This is a genomic window from Allobosea sp. 05L423 (assembly GCF_056397745.1).
In genome coordinates, this window is sequence record NZ_JBFTOA010000010.1 from 94,084 (window position 1) to 115,382 (window position 21,299).

17 protein-coding genes are annotated in these 21,299 nt (G+C 66.5%); 5 read left to right on the forward strand and 12 right to left on the reverse strand.

What is annotated here, in order from left to right; all coding sequences use genetic code 11:
* Positions 1 to 55 precede the first annotated feature (55 nt).
* The 8 genes from tsaE to AC1DNE_RS20355 all read right to left on the reverse strand — a co-directional run bounded on the left by tsaE (position 56) and on the right by AC1DNE_RS20355 (position 10,021).
* The gene (gene tsaE, locus AC1DNE_RS20320) at positions 56 to 1,612 is read right to left on the reverse strand and encodes a tRNA (adenosine(37)-N6)-threonylcarbamoyltransferase complex ATPase subunit type 1 TsaE (protein WP_441473070.1); all 1,557 of its coding nucleotides are present in this window, start codon (positions 1,610 to 1,612) and stop codon (positions 56 to 58) included.
* Positions 1,609 to 4,089: a sensor histidine kinase gene (locus AC1DNE_RS20325; protein ID WP_476841170.1), complete on the reverse strand. Its 2,481-nt coding sequence runs from the start codon at positions 4,087 to 4,089 to the stop codon at positions 1,609 to 1,611. The genes tsaE and AC1DNE_RS20325 overlap by 4 nt, the downstream gene beginning before the upstream one ends.
* Before the next feature lie 397 nt (positions 4,090 to 4,486).
* Positions 4,487 to 5,881, reverse strand: a complete 1,395-nt coding sequence (ahcY, locus tag AC1DNE_RS20330; protein ID WP_441473072.1) for an adenosylhomocysteinase — start codon at positions 5,879 to 5,881, stop codon at positions 4,487 to 4,489.
* A 259-nt stretch (positions 5,882 to 6,140) separates the two neighbouring features.
* The gene (locus tag AC1DNE_RS20335; RefSeq protein WP_441473073.1) at positions 6,141 to 6,455 is read right to left on the reverse strand and encodes an HPr family phosphocarrier protein; all 315 of its coding nucleotides are present in this window, start codon (positions 6,453 to 6,455) and stop codon (positions 6,141 to 6,143) included.
* A 24-nt stretch (positions 6,456 to 6,479) separates the two neighbouring features.
* Entirely contained in the window at positions 6,480 to 6,881 is a 402-nt protein-coding gene (locus AC1DNE_RS20340; RefSeq protein ID WP_149131162.1) for a PTS sugar transporter subunit IIA, read from the reverse strand.
* A gap of 109 nt (positions 6,882 to 6,990) precedes the next feature.
* Entirely contained in the window at positions 6,991 to 7,461 is a 471-nt protein-coding gene (locus tag AC1DNE_RS20345; protein WP_441473074.1) for an HPr kinase/phosphorylase, read from the reverse strand.
* The gene (locus tag AC1DNE_RS20350; protein ID WP_441473075.1) at positions 7,451 to 9,250 is read right to left on the reverse strand and encodes a stimulus-sensing domain-containing protein; all 1,800 of its coding nucleotides are present in this window, start codon (positions 9,248 to 9,250) and stop codon (positions 7,451 to 7,453) included. Before AC1DNE_RS20350 ends, AC1DNE_RS20345 begins: the two co-directional genes overlap by 11 nt.
* Positions 9,251 to 9,319: 69 nt before the next feature.
* Positions 9,320 to 10,021 (reverse strand): response regulator transcription factor, encoded by a 702-nt coding sequence (locus AC1DNE_RS20355; protein ID WP_441473076.1) that lies wholly within the window; start codon positions 10,019 to 10,021, stop codon positions 9,320 to 9,322.
* A gap of 142 nt (positions 10,022 to 10,163) precedes the next feature.
* Between AC1DNE_RS20355 and AC1DNE_RS20360 the strand changes: the two genes are divergently transcribed.
* The 3 genes from AC1DNE_RS20360 (at position 10,164) to AC1DNE_RS20370 (ending at position 13,913) form a co-directional block, all read left to right on the forward strand.
* Positions 10,164 to 10,925: a HugZ family pyridoxamine 5'-phosphate oxidase gene (locus tag AC1DNE_RS20360; protein ID WP_476765629.1), complete on the forward strand. Its 762-nt coding sequence runs from the start codon at positions 10,164 to 10,166 to the stop codon at positions 10,923 to 10,925.
* A gap of 257 nt (positions 10,926 to 11,182) precedes the next feature.
* On the forward strand, positions 11,183 to 12,793 hold the full coding sequence (locus AC1DNE_RS20365; protein WP_476765630.1) for a phosphoenolpyruvate carboxykinase: 1,611 nt from the start codon (positions 11,183 to 11,185) through the stop codon (positions 12,791 to 12,793).
* A 109-nt stretch (positions 12,794 to 12,902) separates the two neighbouring features.
* A complete protein-coding gene (locus AC1DNE_RS20370) occupies positions 12,903 to 13,913 on the forward strand; it encodes an Lnb N-terminal periplasmic domain-containing protein (protein WP_476765631.1) in 1,011 nt (336 codons plus the stop codon).
* 170 nt (positions 13,914 to 14,083) lie between these two features.
* Here AC1DNE_RS20370 and AC1DNE_RS20375 read toward each other — a convergent pair whose 3' ends face one another.
* The 3 genes from AC1DNE_RS20375 to AC1DNE_RS20385 form a co-directional block, all read right to left on the reverse strand.
* Positions 14,084 to 15,502 (reverse strand): sodium:proton antiporter, encoded by a 1,419-nt coding sequence (locus tag AC1DNE_RS20375; protein ID WP_476765632.1) that lies wholly within the window; start codon positions 15,500 to 15,502, stop codon positions 14,084 to 14,086.
* Between the two features lie 15 nt (positions 15,503 to 15,517).
* Entirely contained in the window at positions 15,518 to 17,188 is a 1,671-nt protein-coding gene (locus AC1DNE_RS20380; protein ID WP_476765653.1) for a TRAP transporter large permease, read from the reverse strand.
* 158 nt (positions 17,189 to 17,346) lie between these two features.
* Positions 17,347 to 17,946, reverse strand: coding sequence for a TRAP transporter small permease subunit (locus tag AC1DNE_RS20385; protein ID WP_476765633.1), 600 nt, complete (start codon positions 17,944 to 17,946; stop codon positions 17,347 to 17,349).
* A 287-nt stretch (positions 17,947 to 18,233) separates the two neighbouring features.
* Here AC1DNE_RS20385 and AC1DNE_RS20390 point away from each other — a divergent pair, with 287 nt between their 5' ends.
* The gene (locus tag AC1DNE_RS20390; RefSeq protein WP_476765634.1) at positions 18,234 to 19,022 is read left to right on the forward strand and encodes a class II glutamine amidotransferase; all 789 of its coding nucleotides are present in this window, start codon (positions 18,234 to 18,236) and stop codon (positions 19,020 to 19,022) included.
* A gap of 78 nt (positions 19,023 to 19,100) precedes the next feature.
* On the opposite strand, the gene AC1DNE_RS20395 is transcribed toward AC1DNE_RS20390, so the two are convergent.
* Positions 19,101 to 19,334 carry a hypothetical protein gene (locus tag AC1DNE_RS20395; RefSeq protein WP_441473083.1) on the reverse strand — a complete coding sequence of 78 codons (234 nt, stop codon included), beginning with the start codon at positions 19,332 to 19,334 and terminating at the stop codon, positions 19,101 to 19,103.
* Positions 19,335 to 19,615: 281 nt separating this feature from the next.
* On the opposite strand from AC1DNE_RS20395, the gene AC1DNE_RS20400 reads away from it, so the two are divergent.
* Positions 19,616 to 21,271 (forward strand): acetolactate synthase large subunit, encoded by a 1,656-nt coding sequence (locus AC1DNE_RS20400; protein WP_476765635.1) that lies wholly within the window; start codon positions 19,616 to 19,618, stop codon positions 21,269 to 21,271.
* The last annotated feature ends 28 nt before the right edge of the window (positions 21,272 to 21,299 follow it).

Genomic DNA, 21,299 nt, shown 5'->3' on the forward strand with positions numbered 1-21,299 from the left:
GGATCGGCGGCGAAGCGGTTGAGGTCACGCGAATCTCCGTATCGATCGGATCAGACTAGCCCGCGGCGTCCGTCTCGAACAGCTTGGGCATATGGGCCTGATACCAGCCCTTCAGCTCTTCGAGGGCGGGGTGTTCGAGGTTGCGGCGCAGATAGGCCTCGATGCGCGGCAGGTGCTTGAGGTAGTCGGGCTTGCCGTCGCGCTTGTCGAGCCGGGCGAAGATGCCGGCGATCTTGGTGTTGCGCTGGGCGCCGAGGATCGCATAGGCACGGGCGAAATCGGCAAGATCGAAATCGGGCGCATCAGCGCGCCTCGCCGCGCCATAGGCGGCGAGCAGCCTCAGCTCCAGCGAGGCCGGCACATCGATGCGCGCATCCTGGCCGAGCGACGCCAGGTCATAGGCCGGGTGGCCGAGCACCGCATCCTGGAAGTCGATCAGGCCGAGCTTGGCATGGCCCTCCCGCTTCTCCAGCCAGATCAGGTTCGGCGAATGGAAATCACGCAGCGTCCAGGTGCCGGGCTGGGCGAGGATCTCGTCGAGGAGCCTGTTCCAGATGCGGGCGAATTCCGCCTGCGTCACCGCCGGCAGGGTCACGCCCGCGATATGCGGCGCATACCATTCCAGGATCAGCTCTGTCTCGATCGCCAGCGCCTGCCGGTCGTATTCGGGAATCGCATGGTCGCGCCCCTCGCCCACCGGCAGAATCGACGGCAGGGTGTGACGGTGGAGGTCGGCGAGCAGCCTGGCCGCCGCCTCATAGCGTTCGGCGATCGGTCGACGCTCGGCGTCGATCACGCCCTCGTTGCCGAGGTCTTCGATGACGAGCAGGCCGGTGGTCAGATCCTCGGCGAGGATTTCCGGCGCCGAATAGCCCAGCGAGCGCAGGCCGCGATCCATCGCGACGAAGGCCTCGACGTTCTCGGCGAGGTGAGCCAGCGTGCTGTAGGGCTTGCCGAGGCGGATCGGCGGGCCGTCCGGCCGCGGCGGCGAGATCATCAGGACCGCCGTCTCGCCGGTCGGCTGCGTCAGCCGTTCATAGGCGCGCGTCGATGCGTCGCCGAGCATGAAGTCGCGGCGCGCTCCGCCCCAGCCGGAGGCGTCGAGCAGGCGGCGCGAGGCAACGGCGATGGCGAGCCGCTGCTTCCAGAGCACGCCGCCGGAGAGATCGGCAATGCGGCCGGTCTCGGGACTGTCGGGGTCGACATCGAGCACGATATCGAGCCTGCGCCCCGCCGGCAGGCGCGTGCCGGCGCGGTCCGGCCACTCGACCAGCGTGATCAGCCGTTCGACATCCTCGATCAGGCCGATATCGTCGAGCTCGTCCGGCGAGCGCACGCGGTAGAGATCGGCGTGCAGCACAGTGCCGCGCCGGGTGTCGTAGCTCTGGACCAGGGTGAAGGTCGGGCTCGGCGCCTCCAGCGCGGGGTCGTCCGCGAGCTCGCGCAGGATGGCGCGCGCCAGCAGCGACTTGCCGGAGCCGAGATGGCCGGAAAGCGCGACGATGTCGCCCGGCTTCAGGATGGCGGCGATGTCGGCGGCGAGGCGCAGCGTCGCCGCCTCGTCCACCAGCATGAGCCGGTGCAGGCCGGCCTTGCGGGCTTCTTCCGTCATTCAGCGGCGTCCGAGAGCGGCATGCCCTGCGCGGGGAACACGGCGGAGACCTTCGTGCCGCGACCCGGCGCGGAATCGAGCTCGACATGGCCGCCGTGCAATTCGACGATAGAGCGGACGATCGACAATCCAAGGCCGACGCCGCGATGGCTTGAGCCGAGGGAATGGCTCTCGAAGCGCTCGAAAACCTTTTCCATGACCTCCGCAGGAATGCCGCGGCCGTGATCGGCCACGGTGATGCGGACGTCGCTGCCCTGCCGCGTCGCGCTCACGGTCACGGTCTGGCCGGGCGAGGAGAAGCCGATCGCGTTGGAGAGCAGGTTGAACAGCACCTGCCGCAGGCGCTTGCCGTCCGCCCGCAGCGGCCCGGTGCGCGGATCGATATCGACCTTGAGCTCGAGTCTGCTGTCGGTCAGCCGGTCATGCAGCCCCGCCGCGGCCTGGGCGATGGTGTCGGCGACATCGACATCCTGGATGTCGAGCGTCAGCGCACCGTTGTCGATGGTGGCGAGGTCGAGAATGTCGTTGATGATCGCGAGCAGGGCGCCGGAGGAGCGCACGATATGCGAGGCATAGTCGCGCTGCTTCTCATTGAGCGGGCCGACCGTCTCGGTGCCGAGCAGCTGAGCGAAGCCGATGATGTTGGTGAGCGGCGAGCGAAGCTCGTAGGAGACATGGTGGACGAAATCCTCGCGCAGCCGCGAGACCTTCTCCAGCGCCTCGTTCTTCTCGGTCAGCGCCCGCTCGACGTTCACGCTGGCGGTGACGTCGGCGAAGGAGATCAGCGTCGCGCCGTCCGGCAGCGGCGCGGCCGCCATGTCGAGCACGGTGCCGTCGCGCCGCTCCATCCGGCTGCGGTAATCCTCGCGCGCATCGCGCACGCCGGTGACGACGCTGTGAAGCTCGCTCCAGACCTCGTCCTGCGGGAAGAGCGGCCGGCACAGCCGGATGACCTCGTCGATATGCGGGGCGCTGGCGGCGAGGTCGCCGCCCTGAATGCGCCAGGACTGGGCGAAGGCGGGGTTGGAGAGCTTGAGCCGCCCGTCGGAGCCGAACACGGCAACGCCCTCGCGCAACGAATCCAGCGTCTCGCGCTGGGTGCGGGAGAGCGCGTTGAAGCGCGATTCGAGGGTGAAGCGCTCGGTCACGTCATCGTAGAGATAGGTGACGCCGCCCTGCGGATTGGGGCTGGCGACGACATGGATGGTGCGCCCGTCCGGCAGATACCACCAGTCTTCGCTCGCGCGCGTCGCGGTGTAGGCAGCCTGGGCCGCCGCCTTCCAGCTGCGGTAGTCGCCGAGCTCAGGCAGGCGCCGCTCGGCCCGGAGCCGGTCGAGGATTTCGCCATCGGTCGGCAGCCCATCGAGGAAGCCGGCGTCCAGCGACCAGAGCGTGTCGAAGCCGGAATTGCGATAGACGAGGCGCTGCGAGCCGTCGAAGACCGCGACCGCCGTCTTCAGCCGGTCGAGCGTGCGGACATGGGCATCCATCTGGCGCTGAAGATCGGCCCGCACCGCTTCCAGCTCGCTCATATCCGTGGCGAACCCGGCAAAGCCCGTCGCAGCCGGCACCTCGACGATGTCCAAGGTCCGGCGCTGGCCCGCGACCACCGCTGGCGCCCGCGCCGCAAAGGAGCGGCCTTCGCGCCGCGCCCGCGTCGCCGCCTCGCGCTCGGCCCGGTCGAGCAGTTCGAGACCGCCTTTCACCGCGGTCGTCGTATCGCTGGCCTCCACGGCCCGCGCATAGGCGGCGTTGACCCATGTCAGGCGACCATCGGCGTCGCGCATCCAGGCCGGGTGCGGCAGGCCCGCGAGCAGATGGGCGAGCGCCGCGTGATCCGCGGTGACACGCTCCAGCTCTCCACGCAGCGTCATGACCTGCGCCCGCTCGCCGGTGACCTCGCGGAAGCGGATCACAGCCCGGCCGGCAACGGGCCGGCCCTCGATGTCGATGAAAGGTCCGGCCTTGCTGCGCAGCGTGACGTTGAAAGCCTCGCCGCGCTCCTTCAGTGCATCGGTCGCGAGCTCCAGCCGCTTGGCGTCGGCGGGGGCGGCCCAGCTGCCATAGGCCAGTGCGAGTGCTGCCCCGGGGGCGCCGAGAAAGCCGCTGTCGCCCTCGAAGACCGGCTGCGCGTCGCGGCCGTTCCAGCTGACCACGACCTGCGGATCTGCTCCCAGAAGGATCGAAAGGCGCTCCTGATGGCTGCGCGCGGCTTCGAGATCGGCTGCCAGCTTGGCTTCGCGCTTCTGCCAGCGGGCGCGTTCGCGCACATAGAGGAGCGAGGTCGTCGTGGCGAAGACCGTCAGCCCGGTAAGAGTGAGCGAAAGCGCGCCCGTGCTCATGATATCGAGCCGCATCGGCACCAGCCATTGATCCTGCGCGATGGCGGGGGCCGAAGCAATCGAAGCGGTCAAAGCAGGCAGCAATGCGCGCGGAGCCCAGTCCCCAGCTCGCCTCTGTCGCCTCAACCGTCTCATTCTGCGCCCATCTTCTCGCGGCGGCCGCGGCCGCCATATCCGCCACACTCGTCGGAATCGGCTTGGAGAGCCGGCGAAAACCGCCGTCTCGAAGGCCGATGCACGCGCACCACCACGCCAATCACATCAGAGCTTTGATCCGTTCCGCGCCATAGCGGGGAGCCCGAATCACCCCCACTGTAATCATCCGTGGAGTCCGTCAGGAAGTGCTTAATCGCCGGTAAATGGTGAGATTTTCAGGCGGCTCGATTTACCGGGAGCCAAACATCAAGAAGTAGTTTCGAATTCAGATCGACCTACAATTTGTAGTATCTCACTGCGTGATTCCATAATGGCACAGGGATAAAAAAAGGCCCGGCAGGTGCCGGGCCTTTAAGAGATTGCGCGTTGGCGCGTGTCAGTAGCGGTAGTGCTCCGGCTTGAACGGGCCGGCCTGCGACACGCCGATGTATTTCGCCTGGGCGTCGTTGAGCTTGGTCAGCTTGGCGCCGACCTTGGCGAGATGCAGCGCGGCGACCTTCTCGTCGAGGTGCTTCGGCAGGGTGTAGACCTTGTTCTCGTACTTCGCGTGGTGGTTCCAGAGCTCGATCTGGGCGAGCGTCTGGTTCGAGAACGAGCAGGACATCACGAAGGACGGATGGCCCGTGGCGTTGCCGAGGTTCACGAGGCGGCCTTCCGACAGCAGGATGATGCGCTTGCCGTCGGGGAACTCGACCTCGTCGACCTGCGGCTTGACGTTGTCCCACTTGAAGTTCTTCAGGCCCGCGACCTGGATCTCCGAGTCGAAGTGGCCGATGTTGCAGACGATGGCGCGGTGCTTCATCGCGCGCATATGGTCGACCGTGATGACGTCGAGATTGCCGGTGGCGGTGCAGAAGATGTCGCCGCGCGGCGCCGCATCTTCCATGGTCACGACTTCGTAACCTTCCATCGCCGCCTGCAGGGCGCAGATCGGGTCGACCTCGGTGACGAGCACGCGGCAGCCGGCCTGGCGCAGCGAGGCGGCCGAGCCCTTGCCGACGTCGCCATAGCCGGCGACGACCGCGACCTTGCCCGACATCATCACATCGGTGCCGCGGCGGATGGCGTCGACCAGCGACTCGCGGCAGCCATAAAGGTTGTCGAACTTCGACTTGGTGACGCTGTCGTTGACGTTGATCGCCGGGAACGGCAGGCGGCTCGCCTTGGCCAGTTCATAGAGGCGGTGGACGCCGGTGGTGGTCTCCTCGGAGACGCCCTTGATCGCGGCGCGGGTCTTGGTGAACCAGCCCGGGTTGGCCTTGAGCTGGCGCTTGATCAGCGCGAAGAAGATCGTCTCTTCCTCATTGCCCGGCTTGTCGAGGAAGGCGGCATTGCCGGCCTCGGCCTCGGCACCGAGGATGATCAGCATGGTCAGGTCGCCGCCATCGTCGAGGATCATGTTCGGCGTGCCGCCGTCGCCCCAGGTGGCGGTCTTCAGCACGTACTCCCAGTACTCCTCCAGCGTCTCGCCCTTGATGGCGAAGACCGGGGTGCCGGTCGCGGCGATCGCGGCGGCGGCATGGTCCTGGGTCGAGAAGATGTTGCAGGAGGACCAGCGGACATCGGCGCCGAGTTCCTTCAGCGTCTCGATCAGCACCGCCGTCTGGATGGTCATGTGCAGGCAGCCGGCAATGCGCGCGTCCTTGAGCGGGGCCTTGCCCTTGTGCTCGGCGCGGATGGCCATGAGGCCCGGCATCTCGTCCTGGGCCATGTTGATTTCCTTGCGGCCGTAATCCGCGAGGCTGATGTCCTTGACGATGTAATCCGACACGGGGGAGCTCCAATCCTGGCACCTGAAACGTGCCGGCTCTCTAGCAGCGACCGGGACGGAAGGCAATCAAAGATATAAAGATGTCTTTATGTGCTGCCGTCACGCTTGCCCTTGTGGCGGGCATCCACGTCCTAACCACCGCATTCGGCCGGTACTGACGTGGATGGTCGGGACAAGCACGACCATGGCAGGCGGCCTTGGCGGCCACCTTCGCTTTCGCTCACAATGACGGGAATGCGGACCCCGCCCGCTAGCCGGGTTACTCGCCTTCGCCGAACCTGTCGGCGATCAGGGCGGCCAGCGCGTCGAGGGCGGGCTGGGCCTCGGCGCCCTTGGCGACGATGGTGATTGTCGAGCCGATGCCGGCGCCGAGCGTGAGCACACCCATGATCGAGGTGGCGCCGACGGTTTCGCCACAGCGGCTCACCGTGATGTCGGCGTCATAGCGGGCCGCGCATTGCACGAATTTCGCCGTGGCGCGGGCGTGCAGACCCTTTTTGTTGACGATCTCGAACTCGCCGTAGAGAGCGCCGTCGGGAACCTGGATCTCGGGGCAGTCACAATTCTCGTCCAAGCCGCCCTCCCCGGTCGCGTGCGCTTACTTGCCGGCCAACACGCGGCTGGCGACGGTGATGTACTTGCGGCCTGCATCCTGCGCGCTGGTCACGGCCTCGTCGAGGGTCTTCTCCTCGCGAACGCTGGCGAGCTTGATCAGCATCGGTAGGTTGATGCCGGCGACCACGTCGACGCGGCCGGGCTCCATCACCGAAATCGCCAGGTTGGAGGGGGTCCCGCCGAACATGTCGGTCAGGATGATGACGCCATCGCCGTTCTCGACCTGCTCCACGGCAGCGATGATGTCGCGGCGGCGACTTTCCATGTCGTCATCGGGAGCGATGGCGATCGTCGCCAGATACGCCTGGGGGCCGACGACGTGTTCGAGGGCGGCGCGGAATTCCGTCGCCAGATGCCCATGAGTCACAAGGACCAGTCCGATCATTCAATCCAGCACCGGAGAGCGCCCATCGGCGCCCGGACAAGGTCGCGGTTTATGCGGCAGGTGCGAGACAATCGCAAGGTGTCAGCCGTTAAACTTGTCAAAATCGTGGTTACAACTCGGGCTCTGTGAATAAGTCGAGGGCGGTCAGGACGAGCCGTTCGTCGCCGACGCGGCCGAATATCCGCAGGCGCGGCAGGTCCAGCCCCGCAAGATTATCGACCAATTCCTCGGGCTCAGGCATCCGGGCCGGCTCTTCGCCGATCAGATCGACGAGCAGACGGACGACGGCGGCCCCGGTGAAGGGTTGGGGCGTGAGGCCTAGGCCACGTCGCTCGACAACCCCTTCCAGCGGCGCGACCGGCCGGGCCAGCAGACGACCGCCAGCAGCCGTCAAGGCGACGCGATCGTCGGCGACCAGTCGAGCGAAGCGACCGGAGCGCTCGGCGAGGCCGACAAGGGCCAGCGCGAGGGATGACTTGCCGCTGCCGGAGGCGCCGCGCAGCAGGATGCCTGCCTCGCCGATCGCTATCGCGGTGGCGTGGATGCGCTCGCTCGTTTTTGCGTTCGGCTCAGGCGGCATGCGAGTACGCCGCCGGCAGACAGACGATGAAGCGAGCGCCGATCCGGCAGGCTTCGCCGTCCGGTCCGACAGGTCCCAGCCGGTTCTCGGCCCGGATCGAGCCGCGATGCGCCTCGACGATCTGGCGCGAGATCGAGAGGCCGAGGCCCGAATTCTGGCCGAAGCCCTCATTGGGACGGTCGGTGTAGAAGCGCTCGAAGATCCGCTCCAGCGCATGCGGCTCGATGCCCGGCCCCTCGTCCTCGACGGTGACCAGCACGTCGTTGGCGACGCGCGAGAGCATGACGCGCACCGGCTTGTCCGGCGGCGAGAAGGAGCGGGCGTTGTCGATGAGGTTGACCATGACCTGGCCGAGCCGGGAGTCGTGGCCGAGCACGAGGAAAGCATCGTTGCCGGCGCGCTGGCTGCGACGGTCGGCCACCAGTTCGATCATGGCCTGGCCCTCCCGGCGGGTCTCGTTCTGGATCGTCACGACAGCTTCCAGAACCCGCCCGATATCGACCGGCGCAGAATCGTTGCGCGCGAGTTCGGCATCGAGGCGCGAGGCGTCCGAGATGTCCGAAATCAGACGGTCGAGACGACGCACGTCGTGCTGGATCACCGCGAGCAGACGCGAGCGCGAATCCTCGGTCTTGGCGCGAGGCAAGGTCTCGACGGCGCTGCGCAGCGACGTCAGCGGGTTCTTGAGCTCATGCGCGACGTCGGCCGCGAAGCTCTCGATCGCCTCGATGCGGCTGTAGAGAGCCTTGGTCATGTCGCGCAGCGTGCCGGAGAGATGGCCGATCTCGTCGTGCCGGCTGCTGAAATCCGGGATCTGCTCGCGCGATTTCACGCCCTTGCGCACGCGCTGCGCGGCATCCGCGAGCTTGCGGATCGGCTCGGCGATGGTGCCGGCCAGCAGGACCGACAGCACGATCATCACGCCGGCCGCGACGGCGAAAACCTGGAAGATGGCGAAACGCTCGGCGGCGATGACGGCATCGATGTCGCCGCCCTGCGTCGACAGCAGCAGCGCGCCTTTCACGGTGCGGAAACGCTGCACCGGCACCGCGACGGAGACGATGGTCTGTCCCCGCGTGTTGACACGCACCACGCTCGCCGGCGAGCCGCTGAGGGCGCGGGCGACTTCGGGATAGGACTTGCCGTTGGCGTTCTCGAAATCATCATAGGTCGGCACATCGGCCTTGCCGAGCCGATTGCGCAGCATGTTCCAGGTGCGCTCCAGGAGCGGCGGCTCGTCGGGCTCACCGACGCGCGGCAGGTCGAGGCGCAACACGTCGCCGCGCGAATAGAGGCTGCGCGAGTCGAGGGTGAGCAGGCCGTCCTTGTCGTAGACCCGCGCGCGGGTCTTGGTCGGCGTCACCAGCCGGCGCAGCAGCGGCGCGACCTTTTCGGGGTTGATCGAGAAGTCGAGCGGATCCTCGGCGATGCCCGCGCTCTCGCCGGCCTGGAGCTGCAGCAGCTTGTCGGGATCGATGGTGATCGTATCGATCTCGACCGTGGCGGAAGAGGCGATCGCGCCGGCGATGATCTCGCCTTGAGTGAGCAGGCTCTGCACGCGGGCCTCGATCAGGCCCTCGCGGAACTGGTTGAGGTAGAGGAAGCCGAGCAGCAGCGCCACCAGGCCGCCGAGGTTGAGGACGAGGATGCGCCGCGTCAGGCTCGAGGCAGCGCGTGCCGAGATCGCGCGACCCATCCGCCGCCAGACGAGGCCGACACGGCGGCGCAACGCCCCGCGCCAGCCGGCGGCTGGCTTTGACGGCCGGGCCTGGTTGTCGACGGTTGCCATGGCTTGCGGCTGACTTTCCGCTCAGGAGACGATGGGTGCGCCGGAGGCGGCGCGTCCCGCCTTCCTGCCTCAGACTTCCTTGAAACGATAGCCCACGCCGTAGAGCGTCTCGATCATGTCGAACTCGGGATCGACCTGATTGAACTTCTTGCGCAGGCGCTTGATGTGGCTGTCGATGGTGCGGTCATCGACATAGACCTCGTCGTCATAGGCGGCGTCCATCAGCGCATTGCGGCTTTTCACCACACCCGGCCGCTGGGCCAGCGACTGCAGGATCAGGAACTCGGTGACGGTGAGCGTCACCGGCTCGCCCTTCCAGGTGCAGGTATGGCGCTCGGGATCCATGCGCAGCAGGCCCCGCTCCAGGGCCTTGGCGTCCTCGGCACGGGCGGTGGCCGTGACGTCCTTGGTTCCGGCGCGGCGCAGGATTGCCTTGACGCGCTCGACCAGCAGCCGCTGCGAGAACGGCTTCCGGATGAAGTCGTCCGCGCCCATCTTGAGGCCGAAGAGCTCGTCGATCTCCTCGTCCTTCGAGGTCAGGAAGATGACCGGCAGATCGGACTTCTGGCGCAGGCGGCGCAGCAGCTCCATGCCGTCCATGCGCGGCATCTTGATATCGAAGATCGCGAGATCGGGCGGGTTCTGCTTCAACCCGTCGAGGGCCGAGGCACCGTCCGTATAGGTCATGATGCGATAGCCCTCTGCTTCGAGAGCAATCGAAACCGACGTCAGGATGTTGCGGTCGTCATCGACCAGCGCAATCGTTGGCATAAGGCTTTCGTCTCTTGGTCTCGTTGCAATAAACGGGTTCCCCTCTCGCGGGAGAGAGGCCAAAGCGTGGCGGCAATCTAGCCGGGCCGTGGCGATTTGCCTATGTCCCCGTATCACAAGCCTGAAATCGGAGAGAGGTTCCATGGCCAAGGACCCCAAAGACGTGATCCAGCCGATGGACGATGCCGTACGCACCGAGGCCAAGGGATTGCTGCGCGGCGCCCGCTCGGCGGCTTTTGCCACGCTCGGGCCCGATGGCCATCCCTCGGCCAGCCTGGTCGGGCTCGCCACCGACATCAATGGCACGCCGATCATCCTGATCTCGGGCCTGGCCGCTCATACGGCGAACCTTATCGCCGATCCTCGCGCTTCGCTCCTGATCTCGCCCGGCGGCAAGGGCGATCCGCTCGCTCATGCGCGCATCACGCTCAAGGTCCGCGCCCGCAAGATCGAGCGCGAGACGGAGGAAGGCCTGCGCATCCGCCGCCGCTATCTGGCACGCCAGCCGAAATCCGCGCTCTATGCCGACTTCCCCGATTTCGGCTTCTTCGCGCTGACGATCGAGGGGGCCAGCCTCAATGGCGGCTTCGCGCGCGCCTTCGCACCGACGCCGGCCGATCTGATGAGCGACCCGGCCCATGCCGCCGCCCTCGCCGATGTCGAGGATGGGGCGGTGGAACACATGAACACCGACCATGCCGATGCGATCGGCCTTTATGCGACACGGCTTCTCGGCGCCAAGGCGGGTGACTGGAGAGCGATCGGCCTCGACCCCGACGGGCTCGACATGACGCTCGGCAGCGCCGCGCTGCGTCTGCCCTTCCCTGCCTCCGTGGACGGCCCTGCGGCGTTGCGCCGAACCCTCGCCGAGCTCGCCGGAAAGGCGCGCGCGCAGTCCGCCTGACCCGTTGGACAGCAGCCGCGGCTAGCAAGGCTCCGAAGGCACCGTCCGCCGATTCACCACAACCGTATTTCAATCGATTTAGCGAAAGCCGCGAAGAGACCGGGCATTTCCAATGACTTGAGCCCGAGCGATCATGGCCGTAAAGACCGGGCGTGGCCCAAGTGCCTTGCCTCGACGCCCGGACCTTTCGACCGGCCCGTGCGTATGTGTTTCGACAACAGGCTGCCCTGGCAGGGGCCAGCCTCCGGAGGAATTCAGTGGACAATATCGGTCAGTTCAACGCCGCCCATGGTGCCGAGGCCTTCGGCTTCCGCAAGCTCAAGGCCGTGCGCTGGAACCTGGAAGCGCCGCAGCTTTACGAAGAGTCGCTGCGCCGCGGCGAATCCCAGCTGGCGCGCGGTGGCGCGCTCTGCGCCGATACCGGCACCCACACCGGCCGCTCGCCCAAGGACAAGTTCACGGTGCGCGACGCTCTGACCGAGAATACGGTCTGGTGGGACAACAACCAGGCGATGTCGCCTGAGCATTTCGAGACGCTGCTCGGCGACTTTCTGGCCCATGCCGAAGGCAAGGAGCTCTTCGCGCAGGATCTCTATGGCGGTGCCGACCCGGTTCACCGCGTCCGTGCCCGCGTCTACACCGAGATGGCCTGGCACTCGCTGTTCATCCGCAACCTGCTGATCCGCCCGCCGCGCGACGAGATCGACGGCTATGCGCCCGAGATGACGATCGTAGACCTGCCGAGCTTCCGCGCCGATCCGGCGCGCCATGGCTGCCGCAGCGAGACCGTCGTCGCCATCGACTTCACCCGCAAGATCGTGCTGATCGGCGGCTCGGCCTATGCCGGCGAGATGAAGAAGTCGGTCTTCACCTATCTGAACTACGTTCTGCCGACCAAGGGCGTCGTGCCGATGCACTGCTCGGCCAATGTCGGCCCCAAGGACGATTCCGCGATCTTCTTCGGCCTCTCCGGTACCGGCAAGACCACCCTCTCGGCCGATCCCGAGCGCACGCTGATCGGCGACGACGAGCATGGCTGGTCGAAGGAAGGCATCTTCAACTTCGAGGGCGGCTGCTACGCCAAGACGATCCGCCTCTCGGCCGAGGCCGAGCCGATGATCCACGCGGCATCGCTACGCTTCGGCACGGTGCTCGAGAACATCGTCATGGACCCGCTGACGCGGGAGGTCGATTTCGACGACCAGTCGAAGACCGAAAACACCCGCTCGGCCTACCCGCTCGACTTCATCCCCAACGCCTCGCGCACCGGCCGCGCGGGCATCCCGAAGAACATCGTGATGCTGACGGCGGACGCCTTCGGCGTGATGCCGCCGATCGCCAAGCTGACCCCGGCAGAGGCGATGTACCACTTCCTCTCCGGCTACACCGCCAAGGTCGCCGGTACGGAGCGCGGCCTGACCGGCGTCGAGCCCGAGTTCTCCACCTGCTTCGGCTCGCCCTTCCTGCCGCGCCACCCTTCGGAATACGCCAACCTGCTGCGCGACTTCATCGCCAAGCACCATGTCGACTGCTGGCTGGTGAACACCGGCTGGACCGGCGGCAAATACGGCACCGGCCGGCGCATGCCGATCCGCGTCACCCGCCGCCTGCTCTCGGCTGCGCTCGACGGCTCGCTCAACCGCGCCGATTTCCGCCGCGATCCCTATTTCGGCTTCGCGGTGCCGAGCTCGGTGCCCGGCGTCGAGCCGCACATCCTCTATCCGGTGAAGACCTGGGCCGACAAAGCCGCCTTCGCCGAGACCGCGAATGATCTCGTCGGCATGTTCGCCAAGAACTTCGCCAAGTTCGAGGCCCATGTCGACGACGCCGTGAAGGCGGCGGCCCCGACGAACTCGCTCGCGGCCTGAGAATTTCCGGCGTTGCATCGCCTGTCATCCCCGACAAGCGGCTTCGGCCGCGCCGATGCGTGATGACTGCGTTTGGGACGGATCGAGAAATCGGTTACGAGAGGCGGCCATGGGCCGCCTCTTTTCGATTGTGCTGAAGCTTCTCCTGACCCTCGTCATTCTCGGCGCCGCAACCTGGGGCACGGGCTTCCTGCTGTTCCGGCTCACGGGCGCGATCGCGATCGTCGGCGCGATCGGCTTCGGCATCGCTGCATTCGCCGGCCTCATCGGCGTCTGGACGAGCGATGCGCGCCTGCCGCTCGGCTTCGCCATGGTCTTCGTCGGCCTGCTCTCCTGGTGGAGCAGCTTCCAGCCCTCGCATGATCGCGACTGGATTCCCGAGCTCGCGAGGCTGCCGACGATCGCACGCGAGGGCGACGTGCTCACCGTCTCCAACCTGCGCCATTTCCGTTGGCGCACGGAGGAGGATTACGACCAGCGCTGGGAAACGCGCCGATACAACCTCGCGGCGATCAGTGGCGCCGACGTCTTCCTGACCTATTGGTCGGGCGAGGCGATCGCGCATCTCCTGGTCAGCTTCACCTTCTCGGATTCGGTGCCGCTGACCTTCTCGATCGAGGTTCGGCGCGAGAAGGGCGAGGAATGGTCGGCCCTGGCCGGCTTCTTCCGCAGCTACGAGATGGCCTATGTCGCCGCCGACGAGCGCGACATCGTCGGACTGCGCACCCATGCCCGGCGCGAGGATGCCAGGCTCTTCCGCCTCAGCGCCTCCGCCAGCCAGGCCCGCGACCTGCTGCTCGCCTATATCGGCGACGTCAATGACCTCACCGCCAGGCCGCGCTGGTACAACACGCTGACGACCAACTGCACCACCGTGGTCTACCACCTCGTCGGCAGCGTCGCGCCCGGCTGGAAGTTCTCACTGCCGCTCGATCCGCGCGTGCTGCTCTCCGGCTATCTGCCGGGCTATCTGCAGCAGATCGGCGCGATCCGGCAGGACATCCCGCTGGACGAACTGGTCCGGCTCGCCCGCATCGGCGACCGCGCTCGCACGCTCTCGCTCGACGACCCGGATTTCTCCGCAAAGATCAGGGAAGGCGTTCCGACCGGACGGCCGTGAGGCTGCGCGTCATCGCCGGGCACGAGGCCGCGGGCCGGCCTCCCCCTGCCCTGAAGCTCTCAGCGTCATGCTCGCTCTTGTGAGAGCATCCATGTCTTGATCACCGCTCTGTATCGACGAAGACGTGGACGGTCGGCACAGGCCGACCATGACGGATCGGCTCGGCGCCCCTACCTGAAGAACAGGAAGGTCAGCACCACGAAGAGCGGGATCAGGATCGCGCCCGACCAGAGCATGTAGCCGAAGAAGCTGGGCATCGCGACCTTCCGGTCCTTGGCGATGGCATAGACCATGAAGTTCGGTGCGTTGCCGATATAGCTGTTCGCCCCCATGAAGACCGCGCCCGCCGAGATCGCGGCCAGCGCCGACGCGCCGTTCGTCATCAGCGCCTTGGGGTCACCGCCCGCGAGCTCGAAGAAGACGAGATAGGTCGGCGCGTTGTCGAGGAAGGAGGAGAGAGCGCCGGTCAGCCAGAAATAGGCGGTCGTGTTGGCGCTGCCGTCGGCGTTGGAGACCAGCGCGACCAGCGGCGCGAAGGCGCCCTCCCGCCCCGCCTGCAGCATCGCCAGAACCGGGATGATGCAGATGAAGATGCCGGCGAAGAGTTTGGCGACCTCCTTGATCGGCCCCCAGGAGAATTCGTTGCCGGCACGGACGGGGCCAGGCGTGAGCTTGAGCGAGAGCCCGGCGAGGGCGAGCAGAATGAGGTCGCGCAGCAGGTTCTGCCCTTCGACGGCGACGCCGTGCACGGTGAAGGCGGTGCCCGGCTTCCAGTTCGCCGACATCAGGATCGCGCCGATCACGCCCGCCAGCAGCAGGATGTTGACCTTGCCCCAGAGCTTGATGGCGCGGTCCGGCGTCGGGTCCTTGAGCGTCGGGTAGCCCTTCTCCTTGCGGAAGAGGAGGCTGTCGAATGCATAGAACAGCGCCAGCAGGGCGATGACGGAAAAGCCTGTCTCGGGCAGCAGATGCGTCGTGGTCCAGAAGAAGTCGACGCCGCGCAGGAAGCCGAGGAAGAGCGGCGGGTCGCCAAGCGGCGTCAGCGAGCCGCCGATATTCGAGACCAGGAAGATGAAGAAGACGACGACATGGACGTTGAAGCGCCGGTCGTCATTCGCCCGCAGGACCGGGCGGATCATGATGATCGAGGCGCCGGTCGTGCCGACGAAGCTTGCGAGCACCGTGCCGATCGCCAGCAGGGTGGTGTTGGTCAGAGGCGTACCGCGCAGGTTGCCGCTGATCAGGATGCCGCCGGCGATGGTGAAGAGCGCGAAGAGCAGGATGATGAAAGGGATGTAGTCGAGCAGCGCCGTGTGAAGCAGCGCAGCGAGCGCCGGGTCGAGCCCTCGGAGAAGCACCAGCGGAGCCAAGGTGAGCACGGCCCAGAAGGCGGCGAACTTGCCGTAGTGGCGCTCCCAGAGATGCGGGAACACCACCGGACCCAGCGCGATCGAGAGCAGCATGCCGGCGAAGGGCAAAGCCCAGCCGGCACCCATCGTTGCCCCGCCGATATCGCCGGCGGCCAGCGCCGGGCCAGCGGCCAGAATGGCCGGCACCGCCGCGATCAATGCTCCCCCGCGCCGCATCATCTCAGAGACCGGCCGTCAGGGCTTCGGCGCCTCGATGACCGGCGGCGCATTCAGGTCGAATCCGCCGGGCAGGCCCGGCCCGCCCAGGCCCGGGATCTGGATCGAGTCGAACTGCTTGTCGATCGCCTTCTGGTCGAGCTGCACGGCCGATGCCTTGTAGTGCATCACCATCTGCGGGAAGAGCACGACGAGCGCGACCATGATGCACTGGATCACCACGAAGGGCACCGCGCCCCAATAGATCTGGCCGGTGGTGACGGGCGCCATCATCTTGCCGGTGACGCGATCCTTGTAGGGGTTCTTCGGCGCGACCGAGCGCAGGAAGAACAGCGCGAAGCCGAAGGGCGGGTGCATGAACGAGGTCTGCATGTTCACGCCGAGGATGACGCCGAACCAGATCAGGTCGATCCCGAGCTTGTCCGCCGCCGGTCCGAGCAACGGCACGATGATGAAGGCGAGCTCGAAGAAGTCGAGGAAGAAGGCGAGCAGGAAGACCATCACGTTGACGACGATCAGGAAGCCCGTCGCGCCACCGGGCAGGCCGACCAGCAGGTGCTCGACCCAGAGATGGCCGTTGACGCCATAGAAGGTCAGCGAGAACACCCGCGCGCCGACCAGGATGAAGAGCACGAAGGCCGAGAGCTTGGCGGTCGATTCCGTCGCCTGCCGGAGCAGCTCGAAGGTCATCCGCTTCTTGCCCCAGGCGAGCAGGATCGCGCCGGCAGCACCCATCGCGCCGCCTTCCGTCGGCGTGGCGACGCCGATGAAGATCGTGCCGAGCACCAGGAAGATCAGCGCCAGCGGCGGCACCATCACGAAGATGACCTGCTCGGTCATCCGCGACAGCAGGTTGAGCTTCAGGAACTTGTTGATCAGCGCGATGACGAAGGAGACCCCCACCATCAGCGACATGGTGAGCACGACGAAGTCCGAACCCGCCGTCACCTTCGTGAACAGCTTCATGTAGGCATAGGACAGGGCGAAGGCGATGATCGTCACGACCAGCAGCGAGAAGCGCCGCGTCTTGCCGTCGGCATCGCGCAGCGTCTGTGCCTCCGGCGGCAGCCCCGGCGCGCGCTGCGGGTAGACGATGGTGACGAGGAAGACGTAACCCGCATAGAGGCTCGCCAGGACGAGGCCGGGGATGAAGGCGCCCTCATACATATCGCCGACCGAGCGGCCGAGCTGGTCGGCGAGCACGATCAGGACGAGCGAGGGCGGGATGATCTGCGCCAGCGTGCCCGATGCCGCGATGACGCCCGAGGCGAGGCGCCGGTCATAGCCATAGCGCAGCATGATCGGCAGCGAGATCAGGCCCATCGAGATCACGGACGCCGCGACGACACCGGTGGTCGCCGCCAGCAGCGCGCCGACGAAGATCACCGCATAGGCGAGGCCGCCGCGGACGGGGCCGAAGAGCTGGCCGATGGTATCGAGCAGATCCTCCGCCATGCCGGAGCGCTCGAGAATCAGGCCCATGAAGGTGAAGAAGGGGATCGCCAGCAGCACGTCGTTGTTCATCGTGCCGTAGATGCGTTCCGGCAGGGCCTGCAGGAAGTTCTCCTGGAACATGCCGAGATCGATGCCGATCAGCGCGAAGAGCAGTCCGTTGGCGGCGAGCGCGAAGGCGACGGGATAGCCGAGCAGCAGGAAGACCACGAGCGTCGCGAACATCACCGGCGCCATGTTGACGCGCAGGAAGTCGCCGATGCCGCCGCCCGCCGCGAAGGCGTCGCCGGTGTGGAGGCCGAAGAAGGCGAGGACGGTGAGCGCGAGCAGCAGGCCGGCGACGCGCGGAAGGCGATGAGCGTGCATGGGATCGTTCCGGACTTCTTGCGGGCCGCTCACGAAGCGAGGCCCTGTTCCTTGGCTTGGTCGAGCAGGCGCTGGGCTTCCGCCTCGGCCGCGGCCGCATGGCCGGCGGCGGCCTCCTGATCCTCAAGGTCTCCGCGTATGATCGCGATCTGCTTGATGATCTCGGAGACGCCCTGGAAACTCAGCATCACGAAGCCGACCACCACGAGGCCCTTGGCGGGCCATTGCGGCAGGCCGCCGGCCGAGAGCGACTGCTCGTTGATGGCGTAGGAACGCAGGAAGAACGGCCAGGAGTGGTAGACGATCAGCAGGCAGAACGGCATCAGGAACAGCACGTGGCCGAGCAGCTCGATCCACTGGCGGACGCGCTTCGGCAGCATGCTGTTCACGATGTCGATGCGGATGTGCTCCTTCACCTGCATCGTCCATGACGCGCACATCAGGAAGACCGCACCGAACAGCATCCATTGCAGCTCGAGCCAGGCATTCGACGAGACGTTGAAGATCTTGCGGACGATCGCATTGACTGTCGCGACGATGACGGCCGCGAGGATAAGCCAGGCGATTTTCCTGCCGATGAAGCCGTTGACCGCGTCGATGACCCGGCTGATGGCGAGGAGGCCCTTCACATTCCCGCTCCCGTCGAGGCGCTACGCGCCGGATATGCATGTCCGGGCATTGATTATGCGCCGTTTACGCGCTGGATCGGTATAGGAGCGTTGCGCCACACGCAAGACTATGCCGTTCTCATCCCTTAGACGAAAGATGGATGTGCGCGGCCCTCGCATTTCGCGCCAGCAGATTGCGAGCAGCATCCCGCAGGATGCGCCCACAGAGAAAATTCGTTATGTCCGCGTTCATCTTCGGGGAACAATATTCCCCGTGATCATTCCCCACCGGCTGATTCGAGGCCGAGATGTGTCGCTTCCTCGCCTATTCAGGCGTCCCCGTCTTTCTCGAGGATTTCGTCGCCTCGCCCTGCCATTCGCTGATCCACCAGTCGCTTCACGCCGAGGAGGCCAAGACTGGCACGAACGGCGACGGCTTCGGCGTCGGCTGGTATGGCGAGCGGGCCGAGCCGGGGCATTACCGCGAGGTGCGCCCGGCCTGGTCCGACGAGAACCTGCTCTCGATCGCCCGGCAGGTGCGCTCGCATCTGTTCTTCGCCCATGTCCGGGCCGCGACAGGCACCGCGACGACGCGGGCCAACTGTCACCCCTTCGTCCACGGCCGCTATCTCTTCATGCATAACGGCCAGATCGGCGGCTACGGACTGATCCGCAGGCAGCTGGAGGCGTTGATCCCGGATTCGCTCTACGGCGCCCGCGCCGGCACCACCGATTCCGAAGCCCTCTTCCTGCTCGCCCTTGCCCATATGGCCGAAGGGATGGCACCGGGCGAAGCGCTTGCCGCCGCCCTCTCCGACGCGCTCTCCCTGATGGAACGGACAGGTGTCCGCGAGCCGCTGCGCTGCGCCGCCGCGCTCGCCGACGGCGAAACGATCCATGCGATCCGCTGGTCTTCAGACGCCAGGCCGCCTAGCCTCTATGTCTGTCCGCGGCCCGACAGCGTCGTCGTCGCCTCAGAGCCAGTCGACGCCGCCCGCGAATGCTGGCAGGCCCTGCCCTGCAACACGCTGGCCACGGTGCAGGCCGGCAACGTCACCTTTTCGCCCTTCCTGGTCGGTTTGCGGCAGGCAGCCTGACCCCAGCGCGCGGCGCCGGCAAGGCGGCGGAAAAAGGGGCCGTTGTGTGCGGCCCCTCTCCGGGCGTACCGCCAGATCTCAGTTGTGATGCGGCAGCACGCCGGTGTTGTCGCCCGACTGGTTGTATTGGTCGGACGGGGCCCTGAAGTGGTTGTGATAGGCCATGTACTGGGCCTGCTCCGCAGCAGCCCGCTGGCTCTGGCTCTGTTCGCGCACGATGCTCGCGGCGCCGAGCTCGGCGGCGTAGGCCATCGATCCGGCTCCCAGGAGAAGCAGCGCAGCAGCGACGGCAACGATCTTGCGTGAAAGCATGGCAACCTCCTGAACTGTGTCGCCCGCCCCGTCTAACTAATCATCGAGCACCGATTGCCAATCTTCTTGCCTGCCTGCTTGGCCTCACTTTCGCGTGAATTTCGGGAAGGCGGCCGATACATGCGCCCTTCAGTAATCGCCGCCGTGCAAGGAGCAGCAATATCCTCAAAGGCGCGGCGGGCATGCGCCACGCGCCCTGACGCATACCCTGTTGCCTTCCTACGTCGAAGGCCTAGCCTTGCCGGTCTGGCGAGGCCGCTTCCACTGAAAGGCGACGGGCGATGAAGAAGGGTTCCGATCTTCTGGTCGAAGCGCTTGAGAACGAAGGTGTCGACCGCGTCTTCGGTGTTCCGGGCGAGGAAAATCTCGACGTCGTCGAGTCCCTGCGCAAATCCAAGATCGAGCTGGTTCTGACGCGGCACGAGCAGGCCGCCGCCTTCATGGCCGCGACCCATGGCCGGCTCACCGGCAAGCCCGGCGTCTGCATCGCGACACTCGGCCCCGGCGCGCTCAATTTCTCGACCGGCGCGGCCTATGCCCATCTCGGCGCCATGCCGATGATCCTGATCACCGGGCAGAAGGCGATCATGACCGCCAAGCAGGCGCGCTTCCAGATCGTCGACGTCGTCGCCTCGATGCGCCCGCTCACCAAGATGACGCGCCAGATCGTCAGCCCCGGCAGCATCCCCTCGGTGGTGCGCGATGCCTTCCGCGTCGCGATGGAGGAGAGGCCGGGCCCGGTCCATCTCGAGCTGCCCGAGGACGTCGCGGCCGAGGAGATCGAAGACATTCCGCTGATCCCGGTCCACCCGCTCGACCGGCCGATCGCACCGGACGCGCCGCTCGACCGCGCGGCCGAGATGATCCTCGCAGCCAGGCGGCCGCTGGTGATGATCGGCGCCGCGGGCAACCGGCCGCGCCTGGTCGAGCCGCTGTCGGCCTTCGTGCGCCGCACCGGCCTGCCCTTCTTCAACACCCAGATGGGCAAGGGCGCCGTCACCGGCGGCTCCAATCTCTATATCGGCACGGCCGCGCTCTCCGAGGGCGACTATGTCCACGAGGCGGTGGCGCTCGCAGACCTGATCGTCGCCGTCGGCCACGACACGGTGGAGAAGCCGCCCTTCCTGATGCGCAATGCCGGCGGGCCGAAGGTGATCCACATCGGCTACCAGTCGGCCAATGTGGAGCAGGTCTATCACCCCGACGCGGAGGTGATCGGCGATATCGGCGCCACGGTCACCGGGCTGGCCGACAGGCTCGAGGGCAAGCTGCCCGAGCAGAAGCAGATGCTGGAGCTGCGCCAGAAGGTCCTGACCAAGATCAATGCCCGCGCCGAGGAGGACCGCTTCCCGGTGACGCCGCAGCGGCTCGTCCATGACGTGCGGGCGGTGATGCCGGAGGACGGCATCGTCTGCCTCGACAACGGCATGTACAAGATCTGGTTCGCGCGGAATTACCGCACCCATGTCGCCAATACGCTGCTGCTCGACAATGCGCTGGCGACGATGGGGGCCGGCCTGCCCTCGGCGATGATGGCGGCAATGCTGCATCCCCGGCGGCGCGTCATGGCCGTCTGCGGCGACGGCGGCTTCATGATGAACTCGCAGGAGATGGAGACGGCGGTGAGGCTCGGCCTCAACCTTGTCGTGCTCGTGCTGAACGACGGCGCCTACGGCATGATCCGCTGGAAGCAGGCCGTCGACAAATTCCCCGATTACGGCATGACCTTCGGCAACCCCGACTTCGTGCGTTATGCCGAGTCCTATGGCGCCAAGGGCTCCCGCGTGACCTCGGCCGAGGCGCTGGTGCCGACGCTGGAAGCCGCCTTCAAGGGCGGCGGCGTCCATCTCGTCGACTGCCCGATCGACTATTCCGAGAACACCCGCGTCCTCGTCGAGGAGTTGCGCAACAAGGTGCCGGACGTCGATCTGGCCTGAGCAGTGCTCCGATCTTCGAGAACTTCCG